Here is an 18,763-nt window from a genome sequence, read left to right as displayed (position 1 = left end):
TCAGGTCGTGCTCTTGCTGACGCGACGCGTCGCTTGGTGCTTACGCGTCCTGACGCTTCAGGCGGGCGTACGAGCGCTGGCGGGCCTGCGCGTCGAGCTCGACCTTGCGGATGCGGACGACGGCCGGGGTGACCTCGACGCACTCGTCCTCGCGCGCGAACTCCAGGCACTCCTCGAGGGAGAGCTGGCGCGACGGCGTCATCGACTCGAAGGAGTCGGCGTTCGCCGAACGCATGTTCGTGAGCTTCTTCTCCTTCGTGATGTTGACGTCCATGTCGTCGGCGCGCGAGTTCTCGCCGATGACCATGCCCTCGTAGACCTCTTCGGTGGGGTTGACGAAGAACGTCATCCGCTCCTGCAGGTTCGTGATGGCGAACGGCGTGACGACACCCGAGCGGTCGGACACGATCGAGCCGTTGATGCGGGTCTGGATCGGGCCGGCCCATTCGTCGTAGCCGTGCGAGATCGCGTTGGCGATGCCGGTGCCGCGGGTCTCGGTCAGGAACGACGTGCGGAAGCCGATCAGGCCGCGCGACGGGACGATGAACTCCATGCGCACCCAGCCGGTGCCGTGGTTCGTCATGTTCTCCATGCGGCCCTTGCGAGCGGCCATGAGCTGGGTGATCGCGCCGAGGTACTCCTCCGGCGTGTCGATCGTCATGTGCTCGTACGGCTCCTGCAGCTTGCCGTTCTCGTCACGCTTCGTGACGACCTGCGGCTTGCCGACGGTGAGCTCGAAGCCCTCACGACGCATCTGCTCGACCAGGATGGCGAGCGCGAGCTCACCACGGCCCTGGACCTCCCACGCATCGGGGCGACCGATGTCGAGGACCTTGAGCGAGACGTTGCCGATGAGCTCGCGGTCGAGGCGCTCCTTGACCATGCGGGCGGTCAGCTTGTGACCCTTGACCTTGCCCACGAGCGGGCTGGTGTTCGTGCCGATCGTCATCGAGATCGCCGGGTCGTCGACCGTGATGGTCGGCAGCGGGCGGACGTCCTCGGGGTCGGTCAGCGTCTCACCGATGGTGATCGTGTCGAAGCCGGCGACGGCGACGATGTCACCGGGGCCAGCCGACTCGGCCGGGTAGCGCTCGAGGGCCTTGGTGATGAGGAGCTCGGTGATGCGGGCGTTCACGACGGTGCCGTCGTGCTTGACCCACGCGACCGTCTGGCCCTTCTTCATCGTGCCGTGGAAGATGCGCAGCAGCGCGAGGCGACCGAGGAACGGCGACGCGTCGAGGTTGGTGACGTGGGCCTGCAGCGGGTGCTGGTCGTCGTACTTCGGCGCGGGGACGTGCTGCAGGATCGCTTCGAACAGCGGCTCGAGGTCGTCGTTGTCGGGCAGCGAGCCGTCGGCCGGCTTGTTGCGCGACGCGGCACCGGCACGACCCGAGGCGTAGACCACGGGAACGTCGAGGATCGCGTCGAGGTCGAGGTCGTCGACCTCGTCCGACAGGTCGGACGCCAGGCCGAGGAGCAGGTCCTGCGACTCGGAGACGACCTCGTCGATGCGGGAGTCGGGGCGGTCCGTCTTGTTGACGAGCAGGATCACCGGGAGCTTGGCGGCGAGCGCCTTGCGGAGCACGAAGCGCGTCTGGGGCAGCGGGCCCTCGGACGCGTCGACGAGCAGGACGACACCGTCGACCATGGAGAGGCCTCGCTCGACCTCACCACCGAAGTCGGCGTGACCCGGGGTGTCGATCACGTTGATGGTGATGGGGCCGTCCGCGCCGAACTCGGTCGCGTGCTTGCCGTTGTAGAGCACCGACGTGTTCTTCGCGAGGATCGTGATGCCCTTCTCGCGCTCGAGGTCGTTCGAGTCCATCATGCGGTCTTCGCCCTCGAAGTGGGCGTCGAACGAGTTGGTCTGCGTGAGCATCGCGTCGACGAGGGTGGTCTTGCCGTGGTCGACGTGTGCCACGATGGCGACGTTGCGCAGGTCGGACCGGGTGGCGAGCGCCATACAGGACATCCTTCAATTTCTGGGAGAGTGTCGGGCCAGTGATTTGTCGGCACCGCACCCGCGGGCAGAACGCCCGACACGCCAGTCTACCGGTAGTTCGCAACCGTCAGGAGTACAGCAGATGAGCCGACGGCGAACGTGGGTCGAGATCACCATCGTGCTGCTGCTCTCACTGGGTGCCAGCGCGCTGTACTCGATCCTCCAGATCATCGACGACCTGTCGCAGACGACCCCGCTCGGCGAGCAGTCCACGGCGCTCAACACCTCGTCGACGACGGTGCAGTACGTCGACCTGGCCCGGCAGCTGCTCGGCATCGCGGTGGACCTGGCACCGGTCGCGCTCGTCTGTTTCCTGCTGTGGAGCACGTCCCGCCCGCACCTGTCCCGGCTCGGCATCGACCGGTTCCGGGTGAAGCCCGACCTGGGCGGTCCGGCGCTCATCGCTCTGTGCATCGGGATCCCGGGGCTCGCCCTGTACTTCGCCGGGCGTGCGCTCGGCATCACGGTGAGCGTGGACCCCGCTGCCCTGAACTCGTACTGGTGGACGGTGCCGGTCCTGCTGCTGTCCGCGATCCGCTCCGGCCTGCAGGAGGAGGTCATCGTGATCGGGTACCTCTACGCCCGGCTCGGCGACCTGGGCTGGGGGCGGTGGCAGGTGATCCTGTCGACGGCACTGCTGCGCGGGAGCTACCACCTGTACCAGGGCTTCGGCGCGTTCGTGGGCAACGCCGTGATGGGCATCGTGTTCGGCTGGATCTACACGAAGTGGGGCCGCCTGATGCCCTTGATCATCACGCACTGCCTGCTCGACGCCGCGGTGTTCGTCGGGTACCCCTGGGTCGCGAGCGCGTTCCCCCGGTTGTTCTCGTAGCGTGAGCACATGAGCATCCCCGAGGTCGGCGAGTCCGCGCCGACGTTCACCCTGCCGGGCATGATCGTCCGCGACGGGGTCCGCACCGACGACGAGTACGACCTGTCGTCGGAGATCGGCCGGACCGTGGTGCTCGCCTTCTACCCCGGCGACGCGACGGCCGTCTGCACCGCGCAGCTCTGCAGCTACCAGGCGGAACTCGACGAGTTCGACGACCTGGGTGCCGTGGTGTGGGGCATCAGCCCGCAGGCCCTCGACTCGCACGAGACGTTCGCGCGCGGCTCCTCGCTGACGTTCCCCCTGCTGAGCGACACCGCCGGCTCGGTGATCCGCGACTACGGCGTGCGCGCGCCGGGGATCGGACTCCGTCGGTCGGTGTTCGTGATCGGTCCCGACGGGGTCGTGCGGTGGCGGCACGTCGGCCTGGTCGGTCTGCGGTTCCCGACGGCCGAGACCATCCGAGAACAGATCGAACTGCTCGTCTCGTGACCGGATCCCGCGACTGACGCCGTTCCCGGCGTGGGGGTTTCCCGAATCCGTCGCCATGGGGTATTGACACCCGAACTGGGGGCGACGACCATTGTCGGCACGAGAGGTCCACGCAGGATCTGCCTCCCCGGGGAATCGGGTCGTCCGGAGATACGCGCTGGTGTGTCACACCCGCTCCCCGGGCGTCTCCGGGGAGGCATCTCGTAACCTCGTCCGGTGCACACCACCATCGTCGCCCCGGGCCTCCGCCGTCTCGCCATCGCCCTCTGGGTCGTCGCGGTGGCGCTCGTCCCCCTGGCACTGCTCGGTGGCAGCAACCCGTGGCTCGTCCCGGTCCCGAGCATCTGCATCGCGTTCGTGGCGTGGGCCGCGCTCTGGCGTCCGCGCATCGAGCTGACGCCCGAGCACCTGCGGATCGTGGACGTCCGCCGCACCAGCACCTACACGTGGTCGCGTGTCACCGAGGTGCGCACGAAGTACGGCATCGAGGTCGTCACGAGCGAGGGCGTCCGCCGCGTCTGGATCGCGACCCGCCCGACCGCGCGGCTCACCGCCCAGGTCCCGGGCCGACCGGGAGGCCCGGATCACCTCGACGTCGACGCTGCGGCCGCGCGGATGCTGGCCCTCGTACCCGCCCCGGCTCCGCAGGACGGCCCGCCGCCCGCGACCGTGACGGCGGCGCCGATCACCCACCGGGTGCACGGCTGGACGGTCCTGGCGTTCGTCGTGCTCGGGATCGCGGCGTCGCTCGCGGCGGCCCGGATGTAGCGTCCGACGCAGCACAGACGACGGAGGGCGGCGCGCCGCCACTGGCGACACCCCGCCCCGGGTCGAGGTCGTTCAGTTCTTCCATTTGAACGGTGCGCCGGCTGACGCATGCGTCGGCGCACCGTCGGCGTGCACCGCTGCTGCGGCGCCGAGCCCGAGCGTCGCCGCGACGAGCAGCGTCGCCGCGAGCGCGAATGACTTCTTCATGGTGTTTGCCTGCATTGTGACTTCCCCTGGTTCTCGAGCACCGTCCGGAGCGTGACGGCGTTCATCATCGACCCACGCATTCACCACAAGAGCGTCGTGCGCCACCCCGGGCTCGATGTCAACGGTAGCAATTGACGTCATTTTTGTGAAGAGGCGCCGTGAAGACCGGTCCGGCCGACGACGACGCCGATCACTCGTTCGAACGAAATCACGCCGAAGTTGCGTGAATCAATGCTCGCCGCACGATTGTCACCCAAGACTTCGAAGACGATTCCACCGTTTTGCACCCTGATGTCCACAACTCGTTTGACAGCTGTGCCGCTGAACTCCTTCGGAAAACACTGAGAGCTGCTTTCGCAATCCACGTAAGGCAATTTATCACCGTCGAAGACGACCAGCTGGCCGACGGCGATTCCCCTCGTCGTCTTCCGGACCAGAACAGTCTGACCATTGCCGAGGGCGGGCAGCATGCTGATTCCGTAGACGCGGTACACCCGGTACCGCGCAAGAGCAAGGACCGCGAACGCGACAGCGGCTGCGCCGAAGCAGCCGACCCCGATGAGCAGCGTCACGCGTTCGCCTGCGACGTCGTGCCGACTGCCGCATCCTGTCGGTAGCCGCGGGATTGTGCTTCGAACAACTCCCAGTAGAGTCCGCGTTCCCGAAGCTGTTCGGCATGGGTACCGGAAGAGATGACTGCACCTTCGTCGAGGACGATGATCTCATCGGCATCCCGGACGGTGTTCAGCCGGTGCGAGATCAGCAAAGATGCCCGTCCACGACGGACTCGGCGCTGTGTCGAGTGCAGTTCCGTCTCGCCGAACGCATCGAGACCCGAGCTCGGCTCATCGAGGATCATGACGTCACGATCTGCGCGCATCATGGCGCGGGCGAAGGCGAGCCGCTGACCTTGACCTCCGGAGAGGATCACCCCCGTCTCCGGGTCGTCCCTGTCTGCCGAGTCCGTGAACATCCGCGTGAGGAAGGTGTCGAGTCCGTACGGCAGCGTCTCGACGATCTTCGTCGCCCCGGCACGATCGACCGCGAGACGAACGCTGGCTTCTGGGTCTGCAGCATCGACATCGCCGAACGCGACGTTGTCACGAACGCTCGCCTCGTACTCCGAGTAGTCCTGGAAGACCGCACCGATCCGCTGCCGGAGCTCATCGACGGGCAGGGACCTGATGTCGACCCCGTCCCACAGGATCTCGCCGTGGTCTGGTTCGTACAGTCGACAGAGCAATCGCACGATCGTCGACTTCCCGGCACCGTTCTGACCGACCAGCGCGACCGCCTTCCCGTGCGGCACCGAGAACGAGACACCTCGGAGGACCCACGGCAGGTCGGCCGCGTACCGGAACCAGACGTCGCGGAACTCGATCCGGTCACGGAGTACGGGGACCCTCGCCCCGCGTTCGGGCGTCGGCAGGTCCGGCTGCACCGTGACGACCGCGACGTACTCGCTGACGGCGTGCAGGGTCTTCGCGAGCGAAGTCCAAACCGAGGACTGAGCAGTGATCGTCGATTGCACACCCCCGACGCCGGCGAGTACGAGCGTGAGCCCTCCGACGGACATACGGCTACTCGCGACCTCGACGGCCGCCCACGCAAGTGCGCACAACGACAGCAGTACCGTGAGGCACGTGGTGGCCAGCCGCATCCGGAGCGTCGTACCGTCCACCTTCGCTTCCGCTCGGGCCGAGTCGCGCAACTCCGCGTCCATTCGCCGCCGCAGGAGGGCGCCGAGTCCGAGGAGTCTGATCTCCTTTCCCGCCTCGGGCGAAAGCAGGAGCATCGAGTAGAAGGTGAGGCGACGCTCCGCACTGTTGACGCGGTGCATGGCTGGACCCCACCGGCGGGTCAACCCCAGCTCGGTCACGACGACGGGCACTGCGGCGAGCAGTGCGAAGACCAGGATCATCGGTGCCACGCCGGCCAACGCGATCCCGAAGCCGGTCAGCAGGATCGCAGCCCGGACCGTGCTGACCATGTCGCGGACCAGTTGGTTCGGGCCGGTGTACACGGCCTGCTGGGCGAGCCGGACCCGGTCCTGGAACGCCGGCGACTCGAGCAATGTGAGTCCCTTGAGTCGCTCGTGCAGCGCCGAGAAGAGTCGGGTCTGCGCCTCGATGCGCACCGCTCGTGAAAGAGCCGAATCGCACGCCGCCGACACAGGAATCAGCACGGCGATCAGGACGGTCCCGATCCCGAACCCGATGGCCGGGGCGGCGAACGACGCCGACGAGACCAGGGCGTCGATGACGCTCTGGAACGAACGCGCTACCCAGACGGGAGCAATGCCCTCGACAAGAGCGATCAGCAACGTGCTCGTGAAGAGGAACGGACCGGCGCGGAGTGCGAGCGCACCGGCCGTCGCTATCAACGAGAGCCGGCCCGCGCGTGTTCCGTGATCAGACACGCGCAGCGCTCGGGACGATCCGATCACGCACGTTGTCGACCACGACGCCGTCCTTGAGCTGCACCACGGCAGGGAAACCCTGAACGTCGAAGGCGGCGGCCATCGTGTGGTACCCCGGCTGCCCGGGGACGACAGAATCCTCCGCGACGACGTCCGCCGATCCCGCGAGCAGGGGGCCGTACGTCTCAGCCGCGCCGTTTCCGACGACGACCGCCACGACCGTCTCACCAACGGCCCGTCGCCGTCGCGCCTCGGCGGCGAAGTCCGGAATGAGTTCTCTGCACGGAGCACAACCCTTCAGGAAGAACCCCACCACGGCGTCTCCACTGATCGTGTCTTGGTCGACGCGCTTCCCGTCCATCGACGTCGCCACGAACTCGTGTGGTTCCCCGCTCGACATGACCAGACTCAGTGGAGTCGATTCGACCGATCCTTCGTGCCCGTGCGCACGCAATCGCCGGATCACCGCCACCAGGAGGACGAAGTTCACGAGGCCGATCGCGAAGACGACGAAGAACATCAACCAGACTGCGAGCATCATTTCCCCCTGTGGTTTCCTGCGACGAACAGTTCTCGGATGGAGGTCATCTCGACCAGCAGGAAGGCCGGTACGACAGCGCCACACAGCAGCACGACGACGGCACCGACCTCCGGCGGCCGCGTCTCGACGCCGGCCAACACCACCAGGGCAGCGGCGATCGCGATCAGCACACCGTTGCGGACGACATCCCAGACGCTCACGTCAGGACCGTCTGCGCCGAAGCACGCGCATTGCGCGTCCTCCGGAGCCAGGATCTCCGCGATCAATCCGGCGGTGAACGAGATGAGCAACAGTGCGGCCAGGACGACGCCAACGACCCACCACGGCGTCACGACGAGTACCAGCACAAGCCATTGCGCCACGAGAGCAGCGCGTCCCAGGTGGTCCATCGTGAAGTCCGAGAGCCCGGGGCGCAGCGCTCCCAACATTGCTCGCGCAGATTCCAGGAGATGTCGCCGATCTTTGCTGCGGATTTTCGTGCTGACCGACGCAGCAAAGACCAGGAAGATGACCGCCCGTCCAACTACCTCAACGTAGATCATGTCCGCCCCCATCATGTGCCCCAACATCACCCAACCACATGCACCAAGTCGTTCGCAAGACATTGACAAGACGGTGTCCGTCGGAGTGGAATGCGCTCAGGGGGAGCGTCGAGTTCTCCTGTTCAATCGAAATCAGGAGGTCGAAGTGCGGACTACTCTCGAACGTGTGGCCACGGCCGGGGACCGTTTCCTCAGCATCTTCGCGCCACCCCCGGTGAAAGCCGCGGGCTGCTCGAAGTGCTCAGCCTTCGCGCGGGTCTGCCCGCTGGGTGCACATCAGGACTGTCATTACCTGTACGCACAAGCAGGATGTGGCTCGTGCGGCTTCACCTGTGGCGCGTGCGTGGTCGGCCCGGTGGGATGAGGGCAAGCGACTGATCGACCCGAATGCGGCTGTGACTCCTCCGAAGGGGCGTCACAGCCGCATTCTCTTTCCCATCTGGGATGGGACACCCATCTGTGAATGCTGACAGCGGCGAGACGGTTCGAATGCAATACGCACCGCTCTCGACGGTCGGGATCACATGAGCAACGCCGGAACGCGGTGCACGAAGGGCTCCACCTCGGGTCGAGGTGGAGCCCTTCGGTGGCGGGACTACTTGGTGTAGCCCACGTCCTGCCACTTGACCGAGTACTGCTGGAACTGCGCGGGGCCGTAGTTCACGAGGTCCTTGCGCACACCCCAGGCGTACGGCTCGGCGAACAGCGGGATGGTGCCGGCGACGGCGACGATCTTCTTGTCGATCGCCTGCGCGTCCTTGATGCGGGCATCGGGGTCGAGCTCGGCGTTCGCCTTGTCCCATGCCGCGCCGAGCGAGTCGTCCGTCACGCCGGTGTAGTTCTGGCCGGCGTCGGCGGGGTAGTAGATCGACTTGAGCGACGAGATCGGGAACGGCGTGCCCTGCCACGCGAAGTACGTGGCGTCGAAGTCACGGCCGTCGGTGGTGATGTACTTCGTGAAGAAGTCGTCCGAGGGCACGGTGTCGATCGTGACCTTGAAGCCGGCGAGCTTCGTCTGCTGCTGCACGAGCTGCGCGACGTTCGCCGAGTTCGGGTTGTCCGACGGGATCACGAAGCGGACGTCGAGTTCCTTGCCGCCCTTGGTCGCGTAGCCGTCCGAACCGACCTTCCAGCCGGCGTCCTCGAGCTTCGACTTCGCCTTGTCGGTGCTGTAGCCGTAGACCGACGAGACGTCGTCCTGGTAGCCCTCCTGACCGGGCAGGTACGTCAGGTTGTTGAGCACGTCACCCGGGCTCTTCACCGGCGACAGGATCGCCTGGGCGAGGACCTTGCGGTTGATGGCCTGGGCGAACGCCTGGCGCACGTCCTGGTCCTTGAAGACGTCCGAGGTGCCGTTCAGCGTGATCTGCCGCTGCGTGGTGCCGAGCGAGCGCTCGATCTTCGAGTCGGAGCGGGAGTTCGCCGTCTTGAGGTTGTCGGCGCTGCCGTTCAGGTTGAACGCGTCGAGTTCCTTGTTCCCGTACGCCTGCGCGACACCGTCACGCGAGACCGTCTTGAAGACGATGGTGTCGAGCTTGCCCTCGTCGCCCCACCACTTCGGGTTCTTCTCGAACGTGAGGACGCCGCCGTTGGCGTCGAAGGACTTCACGATGTACGGGCCACCGGAGACGTAGGTCTTGCCGTCAGCGGCGTACGGACCCTTGGCCCAGGCGGTGTTGAAGTGCTCGGGGGTGTCGACGGCCCAGTACGGGTAGATGGAGCCCAGGACGCTCGCCCAGTCGGCGTTCGTCTTCGAGAACGTCATGATGACGTCGCGCTCGTCCGAGCCCTGCTTGACCGAGTCGACGTCCTCCCACACGTTGGTGGCGAGGGGCGCGAAGGCCTTGTTCGTGCCGTTCAGCGCCTTCCAGTTCGCGATGACGTCCTTCGCGCTGATCGGGGTGCCGTCAGACCACACGGCCTTCGGGTTGATCTTGATCTCGACGGTCTGGGGTGAGTCCTTGGTCAGCTCGACCGAGGTCGCGAAGTCCTTGTTCACCTCCCACTCGCCGTTCTCCTTGAACTGGATGAAGCCCGGCAGGTACGCACCGGAGATCGTCTGGTCGTCGACGGTTCCGGAGTCGAGGTTGTTGATCTGGAAGTTCGCCGGAGCGGTGTCGATCGGCAGGGTGATCGACCCGCCGTCCTTGACGTCCGCGCGGTCCGCGACGGTCCAGCCGGTCGACTTCAGCGACGACTCGGCGACCGCGGAGCTGCTGTTGCCCGCCTGTCCACCGCCGGAGCAGCCCGCCAGCACGACGGCCGCAGCCGCAGCGGTGGCCAGCACGGCGATGCCCTTGATCCTCTTTCGCATGGCGAGGATTCCCTTTCGTTGTGGTTCGCGCAGTTCGCGCTGGAACGCGGCGACCCCCGCCGCCACGCCTGTTGGTTGAGAACCCTAGTCACATCCGAAGGCTCCACAAGGGTTGATGTGGGGAATCGAAACATGCTCGTAACGAATGTTGCATAGCGTCACAACGGAAGTCCCACCCCTCCGTCGCGAGCGGCTAACCTGTCGCCACCGACAACGCCGTCCGGACGGACGGCCGCACCCCACGAGGTCCCAGTACATGCTTGCCTTCATCGCAAAGCGGATCGTCAACTACATCGTCCTGACGATCGTCGCGACGACCCTCGGTTACATCCTCGCCAGCAGCACGCTCAACCCGGCTGCCCGGTTCCTGGGCCGCAACCCGGCCGTGCCGCAGGGCACGATCGACGCGTCCCTGCGGAAGCTCGGTGCCGATCCGGACACCCCGCTCATCGTCCGGACGTGGACCTGGTGGTCGAACCTCGTGACGCACGGTTCGCTCGGCATGAGCACCCGCGGCACCGAGGTCACGGCCGACATCGTCGCCCGCTCCGGTACGAGCCTGCGCTTGCTGGTCATCGGCACCCTGCTCGGCGCGATCCTCGGGGTGCTGCTCGGCGTGTGGAACGCCGTCCGCCAGTACCGCACGTCGGACCAGGTCTCGACGTACCTGTCGTTCGCCGTGCTCGCCACCCCGACCTTCGTCATCGCGGTCGTCCTGATGATCCTCGCGACCGCGATGAACCAGGGGCTCGGCACCCAGGTGATCCGGTTCACGGGTGAGTACACGCCGGGGGTGAACGGGTTCTTCCCGGTGCTCGGCGACCGGCTGATACACCTGCTGTTACCCACAATCTCGCTGACCGTCGGCGCCGTCGCCACGTACTCGCGGTACCAGCGCTCCGCGATGCTCGACGTGCTGTCGAACGACTTCATCCGCACCGCGCGGTCGAAGGGCCGGACGCGTGGATCGGCCATCATGCGCCACGGCGTCCGCGTCGCCCTCATCCCGATGTCGACGTTCTTCGCGTACTCGTTCGGGCTGATCCTGACCGGCGCGAGCATCACCGAGCTGGTCTTCAGCTGGCACGGCATGGGCGAGTACTTCGTCCAGGGCATCACCAACAACGACATCAACGCGGCCTCGGGCACGATCCTCTTCACGGCGATCCTCGTGCTCATCGCAGGAACCCTCGCGGACCTGCTCTACGCCGCGCTCGACCCGCGAGTGAGGGTGTGACCCGTGTCTGTTCTCGACCCCACGACCACGACCACTGCCGGTGACCCCGGTGACGGCAACGCCGGCACCCCGGCGCACGTCATCGAGGTCAAGGGCGGCCGCACGCCGCTCTGGCGCAAGGTGTTCGGCACCTGGCGTGCCCGCATCGGTGGCGGCGCCCTGCTGCTCATCCTGCTGTGGGCCTTCGTCGGCCCGCACCTGTACCACTGGAACGCCGTCGACTCCGACGGTCTGGCGTTCGGCATGCCGCCGAGCGCCGCGCACTGGTTCGGCACGAACGACATCGGCCAGGACATCTACGCGCAGACGCTCGTCGGCCTGCAGAAGTCGCTGCTCATCGGCCTCATCGCCGGTCCGGCCGCCACGCTGATCGCCGGCATCGTCGGTGCGATCGCCGGCTACTTCGGCGGCACCGTGGACCGCGTGCTCGTGTGGGTCATCGACCTGCTGCTCGTGATCCCCTCGTTCTACGCGCTCGTGCTCCTCAGCCCGGTGTTCAAGAACCTGACGTGGGTGGCGCTCATCGTCGGCCTCGCGGTGTTCAGCTGGATGGTGATGGCCCGCGTCATCCGCGGCCAGACGATGTCCCTGCGCGAACGCGACTACGTGAAGGCCGCCCGCTTCATGGGGGTGCCGGCGTTCACGATCATCCGACGGCACATCCTGCCGAACGTGGCGTCCCTGCTCATCATCGACGCGACGCTCGGCGTCGGGGCCGCGATCCTGGCGGAGAGCTCGCTGAGCTTCTTCGGCTTCGGCATCCAGATCCCCGACGTCTCGCTCGGCACCCTGCTCGCCGCCGGCAGCCAGTCCGCCGTCACCCGCCCGTGGCTGTTCGTCCTGCCCGCCGCGACCCTCGTCGCGACCGTGCTCTCGACCAGCCTGCTCGGCGACGCCCTGCGCGACGCCATCGACCCCACCTCCGGAGCCAACCGTGACTGAGCCGCTGCTGACCGTGTCCGACCTGTCGGTCACGTTCAACCCGAAGACCAAGCCCGTCTACGCCGTCCGCGGGGTCGACTACACGGTGGCCCCCGGCGAGTTCCTCGGGATCGTCGGCGAGTCCGGCTCCGGCAAGTCGGTGTCCTCGATGGCCGTGATGGGTCTGCTCCCGTCGTCCGCCCACGTCGAGGGCAGCATCCGCTTCGACGGCCAAGAGCTCTTGGGCAAGAACGACCGCGAGATGTCCCGCCTGCGCGGCGGCGACATCGCGATGGTGTTCCAGGACCCGCTGTCCGCCCTGACGCCCGTGTACACGATCGGCCAGCAGATCATCGAGGGGCTGCGACTGCACGACCGCTCCCTCACCCAGCACGCCGCCCGCACCCGCGCCGAGGAGCTGCTGCGCGTCGTCGGCATCCCGAACCCCGCTCGGCGCCTCGACGCGTTCCCGCACGAGTTCTCCGGCGGCATGCGGCAGCGGGCGATGATCGCCATCGCCATCGCGAACGACCCGAAGCTGATCATCGCCGACGAGCCGACCACCGCGCTCGACGTCACGATCCAGGCGCAGATCCTCGACGTGCTGCAGACGGCGAAGGACATGACCGGCGCCGCCGTGGTCCTGATCACGCACGACCTCGGTGTCGTCGCCGGCAACGCGGACCGCGTCGCCGTGATGTACGCGGGCCGCATCGTCGAGACGGCTCCGGTCGAGCCGCTCTTCCGCGAGCCCGTCATGCCGTACACGATCGGGCTCCTCCGCTCGATGCCGAACATGACCGCGGCCCGCACCGAACGACTCGTCCCGCTCGAGGGCCGCCCGCCCCTGCTCACGCAGAAGCCGACCGGCTGCCCGTTCGCCGACCGCTGCCCGGCGGTCATCGACGCCTGCCGCGACGGCGAGCCCGCGCTGGTCGAGCCGACCGTCCCGCAGAGCGGCGACAACCCGGTCCTGACCGGGACCGTCCCGACGATCGGTAACGGCACGCTGCTCGACGACCACACCGCCGCGTGCATCCGTCGCGACGAGATCGCGGCGGGCACCCTCGAGCGGTCGGAGATCTTCCCCCGCCCCGAGGACATCCCCGAGGCGGCGGTCGACCACGGCGACGACGTCGTGCTCGAGCTCACCGACGTCGTCAAGACGTTCCCGCTCACCAAGGGCGCGCTCTTCCGGCGGCAGATCGGCGAGGTGCACGCGGTCGACGGCATCTCCCTGACGCTGAAGCGCGGGCAGGTGCTCGGGTTGGTCGGTGAGTCCGGCTGCGGTAAGACCACCACGATCATGGAGATCCTCGAGCTCGCCGGCGCCCAGCAGGGCACCATCCGGGTGAACGGCGTCGACACCGCGTCGCTGTCGAAGAAGGACCGCCTGGCGATCCGCCGCGACATCCAGGTCGTGTTCCAGGACCCGATGGCGTCGATCGACCCCCGGCTCGACATCGGTTCGGTGATCGGTGAACCGCTGACGGTGCACGGGGTCGCGAAGGACGAGATCCGCCGCCGGGTCCGCGAGGTCCTCGAGCTCGTCGGGCTCGAGCCGAGCTACATCGACCGGTACCCGCACGAGTTCTCCGGTGGCCAGCGGCAGCGCATCGGCATCGCCCGGGCGCTCATCGTCGAACCGAAGATCCTCGTGCTCGACGAGCCCGTCTCGGCGCTCGACGTCTCGGTGCAGGCCGGCGTGATCAACCTGCTCGAGGACCTGAAGCACCGCCTCGGCCTGTCGTACCTGTTCGTCGCGCACGACCTGTCCGTCGTCCGGCACATCGCCGACGACGTCGCGGTCATGTACCTCGGCCGGATCGTCGAGTACGGCGACGGCGACAAGGTGTTCTCCGACCCGCAGCACCCGTACACGCGGGCCCTGCTGTCGGCCGTGCCGGTGCCGGACCCGTCCGCCGAGGCCGCCCGTGGTCGGATCCTGCTCGACGGGGACCTGCCCTCCCCCACCGAGCGCATCGACGGCTGCCGGTTCCGCACCCGCTGCCCGCTCTACCAGCTCCTCGACGAGGGTCGGCAGGAACAGTGCCGCACCGTCGATCCGCGCCTGCAGGACGTGCACGGCCGCGGCGTCGCGTGCATCCAGACCGACCAGGAGCACCTGCTCACCGAGCGGGTCGGCGCGGTCGTCTGACGACGCGGGTCACGTGGTGGACGTGACCAGAGGACGGACGGGAGGCCCGGCACACGTCGTGCGCCGGGCCTCCCGTCCGTCTCGTGGTCGCGATCGCGAGCCGCGTCAGGCTCCCAGCCACAGGCTGAGCAGCGAGGCGGCGAGCAGCGCCAGCGCCGCTGCGCCGACCGCCAGGGCCGGCACGTCCCAGCCGCGCACGGCATCGCCGTCACCGGCGACGGCACGCTGCTCAGCCCACCGGTCGAGCAGCACGGTCATCTCGTCCGGCTGGCGCAGCACGGCAAGCTCGCCGCGCCGGGCCGGCTTCGGCCGGGGCAGCGACGGACCGCCCCAGCACTGCACGCGACGGCCGGCGACCGTCTCGATGACGATCTGCCAGCGGAGCTTGACGTCGGCGACCGCGTGCCACGGCACCACGGTGCGGCGGAGCGGGTTGACGACGGTGACGGCCGTGTCGTCGATGCGGATGCACGGGCGGTAGGTGAGCACCCACAGGACCCAGACCAGCACGGCGATCGGTCCGACGGCGTCGAGCACCACGATCCAGCTGCCGCGCACCGCCGCGTCGACCAGCAGGAAGAGGCCCAGGACGGCGACGAGGCCGGCCGCCACGGCGCCTCCGCGACCAGCGCGGAGGACGACGGGACGTCCGGCCTCGTTCGTGTCCAGCAGGATCAGCGTCCGAACTCGAACCCGGCGCCGGGGATGGCAGCCAGGAGGTCCTTCGTGTACTGCTCCTTCGGGGCGGCGAAGACCTCGTCGGTCGTCGCCTTCTCGACGATCTTGCCCTGGCGCATGACGCACACGTTGTCCGCGACCAGGCGGACGACCGCCAGGTCGTGCGTGATGAACAGGTAGGTCAGGCCGAGTTCGGTCTGCAACTCCGTCAGCAGGTCGAGGATCTGCCCCTGCACGAGCACGTCGAGCGCGGAGACGGCCTCGTCGAGGACGATGACCTCCGGCTTGAGTGCGAGCGCGCGCGCGACGGCGATACGCTGCCGCTGCCCGCCCGAGAGCTCGTTCGGGTAGCGGTTGACCATCGACTTCGGCAGCGCGACCTGGTCGAGCAGCTCGAGCACGCGGGCTCGACGCGACGCCTTGTCGCCCACCTTGTGCGTGGCGAGCGGCTCGGCGATCGTGTTCCCGACGTTGTACATCGGGTCCAGCGAGCCGTACGGGTCCTGGAACACCGGCTGAACGCGGCGGCGGAAGTCGAAGAGGTCCTTGCCCTTCAGCGCGCCGATGTCGATGCCGTCGAACTGCACGGTGCCGCTCGAGATGCTCTCGAGCTGCAGCACCAGCTTGGCGACGGTCGACTTGCCCGAACCGGACTCGCCGACGAGCGCCGTGGTGGTGCCCTTCGGGATCGCGAACGACACGTCGTCGACGGCCTTGAGCTCGCGGGTGGCGAGGCTCTTGCCGCGCAGCTTGTAGATCTTCTCGAGGTTCTTCACCACGATGAGGTCCTCGGCGGGACGGTGCTCGCGCTCCTGCGCCCGGGCGATGAGCTCGGCGTCGTCGTTGCCGGCGTCGGCGATCTCGATGCGCTCGTGCTGCACCTTCGACTGGATGCGGCGGCTCGCGAGCGAGGGCGCCGCGGCGACCAGGCGCTGCGTGTACGGGTGCTGCGGGTTGGCCAGGATCTCCTTCGAGGGACCGGCCTCGACGACCTGGCCCTTGTACATCACGACGAGCTTCTCGGCCCGCTCGGCGGCGAGGCCGAGGTCGTGCGTGATGAACAGCACCGAGGTGCCGAAGTCGCGGGTCAGGCTCTCGAGGTGGTCGAGGATGACGCGCTGGACCGTGACGTCGAGCGCGCTCGTCGGCTCGTCGGCGATGAGCAGCTGCGGGCGGCTCGACAGACCGATGCCGATGAGCACGCGCTGTCGCATACCGCCGGAGAACTCGTGCGGGTACTGCTTGAGGCGGGTCGAGGCGTCGCCGAGGCCCGCTTCCTTCAGGACCTCGATCGCGCGGTCGCGGACGGCCTTCTTGCCGGTGGCCATGCCGTTCGCACGGATTGCCTCCTCGACCTGGAAACCGATCGACCACAGCGGGTTGAGGTTCGACATCGGGTCCTGCGGGACGTAGCCGATCTCCTTCCCGCGGATCTCGGACATCTCCTTGTCGCTCAGCCCGACGAGCTCGCGCCCGTTGAACTTGATCGACCCGCCGGTGACCTGGCCGGTGCCGGGCAGCAGCTTGATGATCGCCTGGGCGCTCGTCGACTTGCCGGAACCGGACTCGCCGACGATGGCCAGACGCTCGCCCTGCTCGAGGGTGAGGTCGACACTGCGCACGGCCTGCACGAGACCGGACTGCGTCTTGAAGCCGACCTGCAGGTCGCGGATCTCGAGCAGCGGGGCGCCGTCGGCGTTGGTGCGTCGGCCGGTGGGGTTGGTCAGCGTCTCGCTCATCGGCGGGCCCTCGCCTTCGGGTCGAGCGCGTCGCGCACCACGTCACCGAGGAGCAGGAACGCGAGCACGGTGATGGACAGCGCGGCCGACGGCCAGAAGATCGTCGACGGGTTGGTGCGGATCGACGTCTGCGCCGTTCCGATGTCGAGACCCCAGCTGAGGGCCGACGGCGGCAGTCCGATGCCGAGGAACGACAGGGTCGCCTCGGCCACGATGAAGGAGCCGAGCGAGACGGTCGCGACCACGATGACCGGAGCCAGCGAGTTCGGGATGACGTGGCGCAGCAGCGTCTTGAACCGGCTGACGCCGAGGGCGGCCGACGCCATGACGTAGTCGGCCTGCTTGGCGCTCAGGACGGCACCACGCATGATGCGGGCGATCTGCGGCCACGCGAACGCGGCGAGCACGAGCGCGACGGTGATCGCGTTCCGCGCGGGGATGACGGACATGATCACGATCGCACCGAGGACGGTGGGGATCGAGAAGAAGATGTCGCCGATGCGGGACACGATCGTGTCGAGCCAGCCGCCGTAGAAACCGGCCAGTGCGCCGATCACGATGCCGACCAGCGACACCAGGACCGTCGCGACGATGCCGACGATGAGCGAGTTCTGGGCGCCCCAGATCACGCGGGCGTAGACGTCGGAGCCCTGACGCGTGAAGCCCAGGATGTGCCCGGCCTCGGGTCCGCCGTCACTGTTGTCGAGGTTCGACGCCCGCGGGTCGACGTGGGCGAAGAGCCCGGGGAAGACCGCGACGACGATGATCAGCAGGATCAGGATCGAGGAGATCCAGAACGTCGGGCGGGTCCGCATGGACTCCCAGGCGTCGGTCCACAGGGAACGGGTCTTCTCGTCCTCGTTGACCTGGTCGATCGCCTGCAGGGGCGTTTCCTCCAGCGGGGCGACGAAGTGCGTCGCCGAACGGGGTGCGGCGTTACTTGGCATAGCGGATCCTCGGGTCCAGGACGGCGTAGAGCAGGTCCACCAGGAGGTTGGCGAGCATGAAGATGATGACCATCACGGCGACGAAGGAGACCACCGTCGGGCCCTCGCCGAGCTTGACGGCGCGGAACACCGTGCCGCCGACCCCGTTGATGTTGAAGATGCCCTCGGTGACGATCGCGCCGACCATCAGGTTGCCGATGTCCACACCCAGGTAGGTCACCACGGGGATGAGCGAGTTCCGGAAGATGTGCACGCCGACCACACGACGACGGGGCAGGCCCTTCGCGGTCGCGGTGCGCACGAAGTCCGCCGTGGTGTTCTCGGCGACGCTCGCGCGGGTGAGGCGCACGATGTAGGCGAACGACACCGTCGCGAGCACGATGGCGGGCAGGACGAGCTCGGACCAGGGGGCCTCGCCGGACACCGTGACCCGAAACAACCCGAGCTTGATGCCGAACACGTACTGCAGCAGGAACCCGACGACGAAGGTCGGCACCGAGATGAGCAGGAGCGACACGACCAGGGCGGTGGCGTCGAACAGCTTGCCCTTGCGCAGACCCGCGATGACACCGACGACGATGCCGGCGACGGCCTCGAACACGAGCGCGAGGATCGCCAGGCGAGCGGTGATCGGGAACGCCGAGGCGAGCTGCTGGCTGACCGGCAGTCCGGAGTAGGTCACGCCGAGGTCGCCGCGGAACACGCCGCCGATCCAGAGCAGGTACTGGACGATGAACGGCTTGTCCAGGTTGTACTGCTGGCGCAGCGTCTCGATGACCTGCGGCGACGGCTGGCGGTCGCCGAACAGTGCTGCGATCGGGTCGCCGGGCAGCGAGAACACCATGAAGTAGATGAGGAACGTGGCCCCGAAGAACACGGGGATGAGTTGCAGGAGGCGCTTGCCGAGGTACCAGAGCATCAGATCCCTGCCCGGTCCGGAGCGATGTCGATCAGGTTCATTGTGGTGAG

16 protein-coding genes are annotated in these 18,763 nt (G+C 67.7%); 6 read left to right on the top strand and 10 right to left on the bottom strand.

Annotated elements, in window-relative coordinates; all coding sequences use genetic code 11:
- Nucleotides 1–40 precede the first annotated feature (40 nt).
- Nucleotides 41–1,963 carry a translational GTPase TypA gene (typA, locus tag EDF48_RS04165; RefSeq protein ID WP_111084979.1) on the bottom strand — a complete coding sequence of 641 codons (1,923 nt, stop codon included), beginning with the start codon at nucleotides 1,961–1,963 and terminating at the stop codon, nucleotides 41–43.
- Between the two features lie 121 nt (nucleotides 1,964–2,084).
- Here typA and EDF48_RS04160 point away from each other — a divergent pair, with 121 nt between their 5' ends.
- From EDF48_RS04160 to EDF48_RS04150, 3 genes are all read left to right on the top strand, one after another.
- On the top strand, nucleotides 2,085–2,834 hold the full coding sequence (locus tag EDF48_RS04160) for a CPBP family intramembrane glutamic endopeptidase (RefSeq protein ID WP_131878338.1): 750 nt from the start codon (nucleotides 2,085–2,087) through the stop codon (nucleotides 2,832–2,834).
- A 9-nt stretch (nucleotides 2,835–2,843) separates the two neighbouring features.
- Nucleotides 2,844–3,323, top strand: coding sequence for a peroxiredoxin (locus tag EDF48_RS04155; RefSeq protein WP_131878336.1), 480 nt, complete (start codon nucleotides 2,844–2,846; stop codon nucleotides 3,321–3,323).
- Nucleotides 3,324–3,539: 216 nt separating this feature from the next.
- Nucleotides 3,540–4,091: a PH domain-containing protein gene (locus EDF48_RS04150; RefSeq protein ID WP_131878334.1), complete on the top strand. Its 552-nt coding sequence runs from the start codon at nucleotides 3,540–3,542 to the stop codon at nucleotides 4,089–4,091.
- Between the two features lie 72 nt (nucleotides 4,092–4,163).
- Here EDF48_RS04150 and EDF48_RS19525 read toward each other — a convergent pair whose 3' ends face one another.
- From EDF48_RS19525 to EDF48_RS04130, 5 genes are all read right to left on the bottom strand, one after another.
- On the bottom strand, nucleotides 4,164–4,298 hold the full coding sequence (locus tag EDF48_RS19525) for a hypothetical protein (RefSeq protein WP_279387357.1): 135 nt from the start codon (nucleotides 4,296–4,298) through the stop codon (nucleotides 4,164–4,166).
- 137 nt (nucleotides 4,299–4,435) lie between these two features.
- Nucleotides 4,436–4,870, bottom strand: a complete 435-nt coding sequence (locus EDF48_RS04145; RefSeq protein ID WP_131878332.1) for a S26 family signal peptidase — start codon at nucleotides 4,868–4,870, stop codon at nucleotides 4,436–4,438.
- Nucleotides 4,867–6,945 (bottom strand): ABC transporter ATP-binding protein, encoded by a 2,079-nt coding sequence (locus EDF48_RS04140; protein WP_131878330.1) that lies wholly within the window; start codon nucleotides 6,943–6,945, stop codon nucleotides 4,867–4,869. The genes EDF48_RS04145 and EDF48_RS04140 overlap by 4 nt, the downstream gene beginning before the upstream one ends.
- A 309-nt stretch (nucleotides 6,946–7,254) precedes the next feature.
- Nucleotides 7,255–7,800, bottom strand: coding sequence for a MauE/DoxX family redox-associated membrane protein (locus EDF48_RS04135; protein ID WP_131878328.1), 546 nt, complete (start codon nucleotides 7,798–7,800; stop codon nucleotides 7,255–7,257).
- Between the two features lie 595 nt (nucleotides 7,801–8,395).
- Nucleotides 8,396–10,114, bottom strand: a complete 1,719-nt coding sequence (locus EDF48_RS04130) for an ABC transporter family substrate-binding protein (protein WP_131878326.1) — start codon at nucleotides 10,112–10,114, stop codon at nucleotides 8,396–8,398.
- A 256-nt stretch (nucleotides 10,115–10,370) separates the two neighbouring features.
- Here EDF48_RS04130 and EDF48_RS04125 point away from each other — a divergent pair, with 256 nt between their 5' ends.
- The 3 genes from EDF48_RS04125 to EDF48_RS04115 are packed head-to-tail and all read left to right on the top strand — an operon-like array spanning nucleotide 10,371 to nucleotide 14,430.
- Nucleotides 10,371–11,351 (top strand): ABC transporter permease, encoded by a 981-nt coding sequence (locus EDF48_RS04125; RefSeq protein WP_123938965.1) that lies wholly within the window; start codon nucleotides 10,371–10,373, stop codon nucleotides 11,349–11,351.
- A gap of 3 nt (nucleotides 11,352–11,354) precedes the next feature.
- Entirely contained in the window at nucleotides 11,355–12,293 is a 939-nt protein-coding gene (locus EDF48_RS04120) for an ABC transporter permease (RefSeq protein WP_123340697.1), read from the top strand.
- Nucleotides 12,286–14,430: a dipeptide ABC transporter ATP-binding protein gene (locus EDF48_RS04115; RefSeq protein WP_123294114.1), complete on the top strand. Its 2,145-nt coding sequence runs from the start codon at nucleotides 12,286–12,288 to the stop codon at nucleotides 14,428–14,430. The genes EDF48_RS04120 and EDF48_RS04115 overlap by 8 nt, the downstream gene beginning before the upstream one ends.
- Before the next feature lie 105 nt (nucleotides 14,431–14,535).
- On the opposite strand, the gene EDF48_RS04110 is transcribed toward EDF48_RS04115, so the two are convergent.
- The 4 genes from EDF48_RS04110 to EDF48_RS04095 form a co-directional block, all read right to left on the bottom strand.
- Entirely contained in the window at nucleotides 14,536–15,042 is a 507-nt protein-coding gene (locus tag EDF48_RS04110; RefSeq protein WP_131878324.1) for a PH domain-containing protein, read from the bottom strand.
- A 62-nt stretch (nucleotides 15,043–15,104) separates the two neighbouring features.
- The gene (locus EDF48_RS04105) at nucleotides 15,105–16,847 is read right to left on the bottom strand and encodes an ABC transporter ATP-binding protein (RefSeq protein ID WP_131878322.1); all 1,743 of its coding nucleotides are present in this window, start codon (nucleotides 16,845–16,847) and stop codon (nucleotides 15,105–15,107) included.
- A complete protein-coding gene (locus EDF48_RS04100; RefSeq protein WP_123938969.1) occupies nucleotides 16,844–17,794 on the bottom strand; it encodes an ABC transporter permease in 951 nt (316 codons plus the stop codon). Before EDF48_RS04100 ends, EDF48_RS04105 begins: the two co-directional genes overlap by 4 nt.
- The gene (locus tag EDF48_RS04095; protein WP_123938970.1) at nucleotides 17,784–18,713 is read right to left on the bottom strand and encodes an ABC transporter permease; all 930 of its coding nucleotides are present in this window, start codon (nucleotides 18,711–18,713) and stop codon (nucleotides 17,784–17,786) included. The genes EDF48_RS04100 and EDF48_RS04095 overlap by 11 nt, the downstream gene beginning before the upstream one ends.
- Nucleotides 18,714–18,763: the final 50 nt, after the last annotated feature.

It is taken from the genome of Curtobacterium sp. PhB191, assembly GCF_004346515.1.
Taxonomy (GTDB): domain Bacteria; phylum Actinomycetota; class Actinomycetes; order Actinomycetales; family Microbacteriaceae; genus Curtobacterium.
Note: the sequence above shows the minus strand (reverse complement) of the source record. Positions and strands in the feature narration are given on the sequence as shown.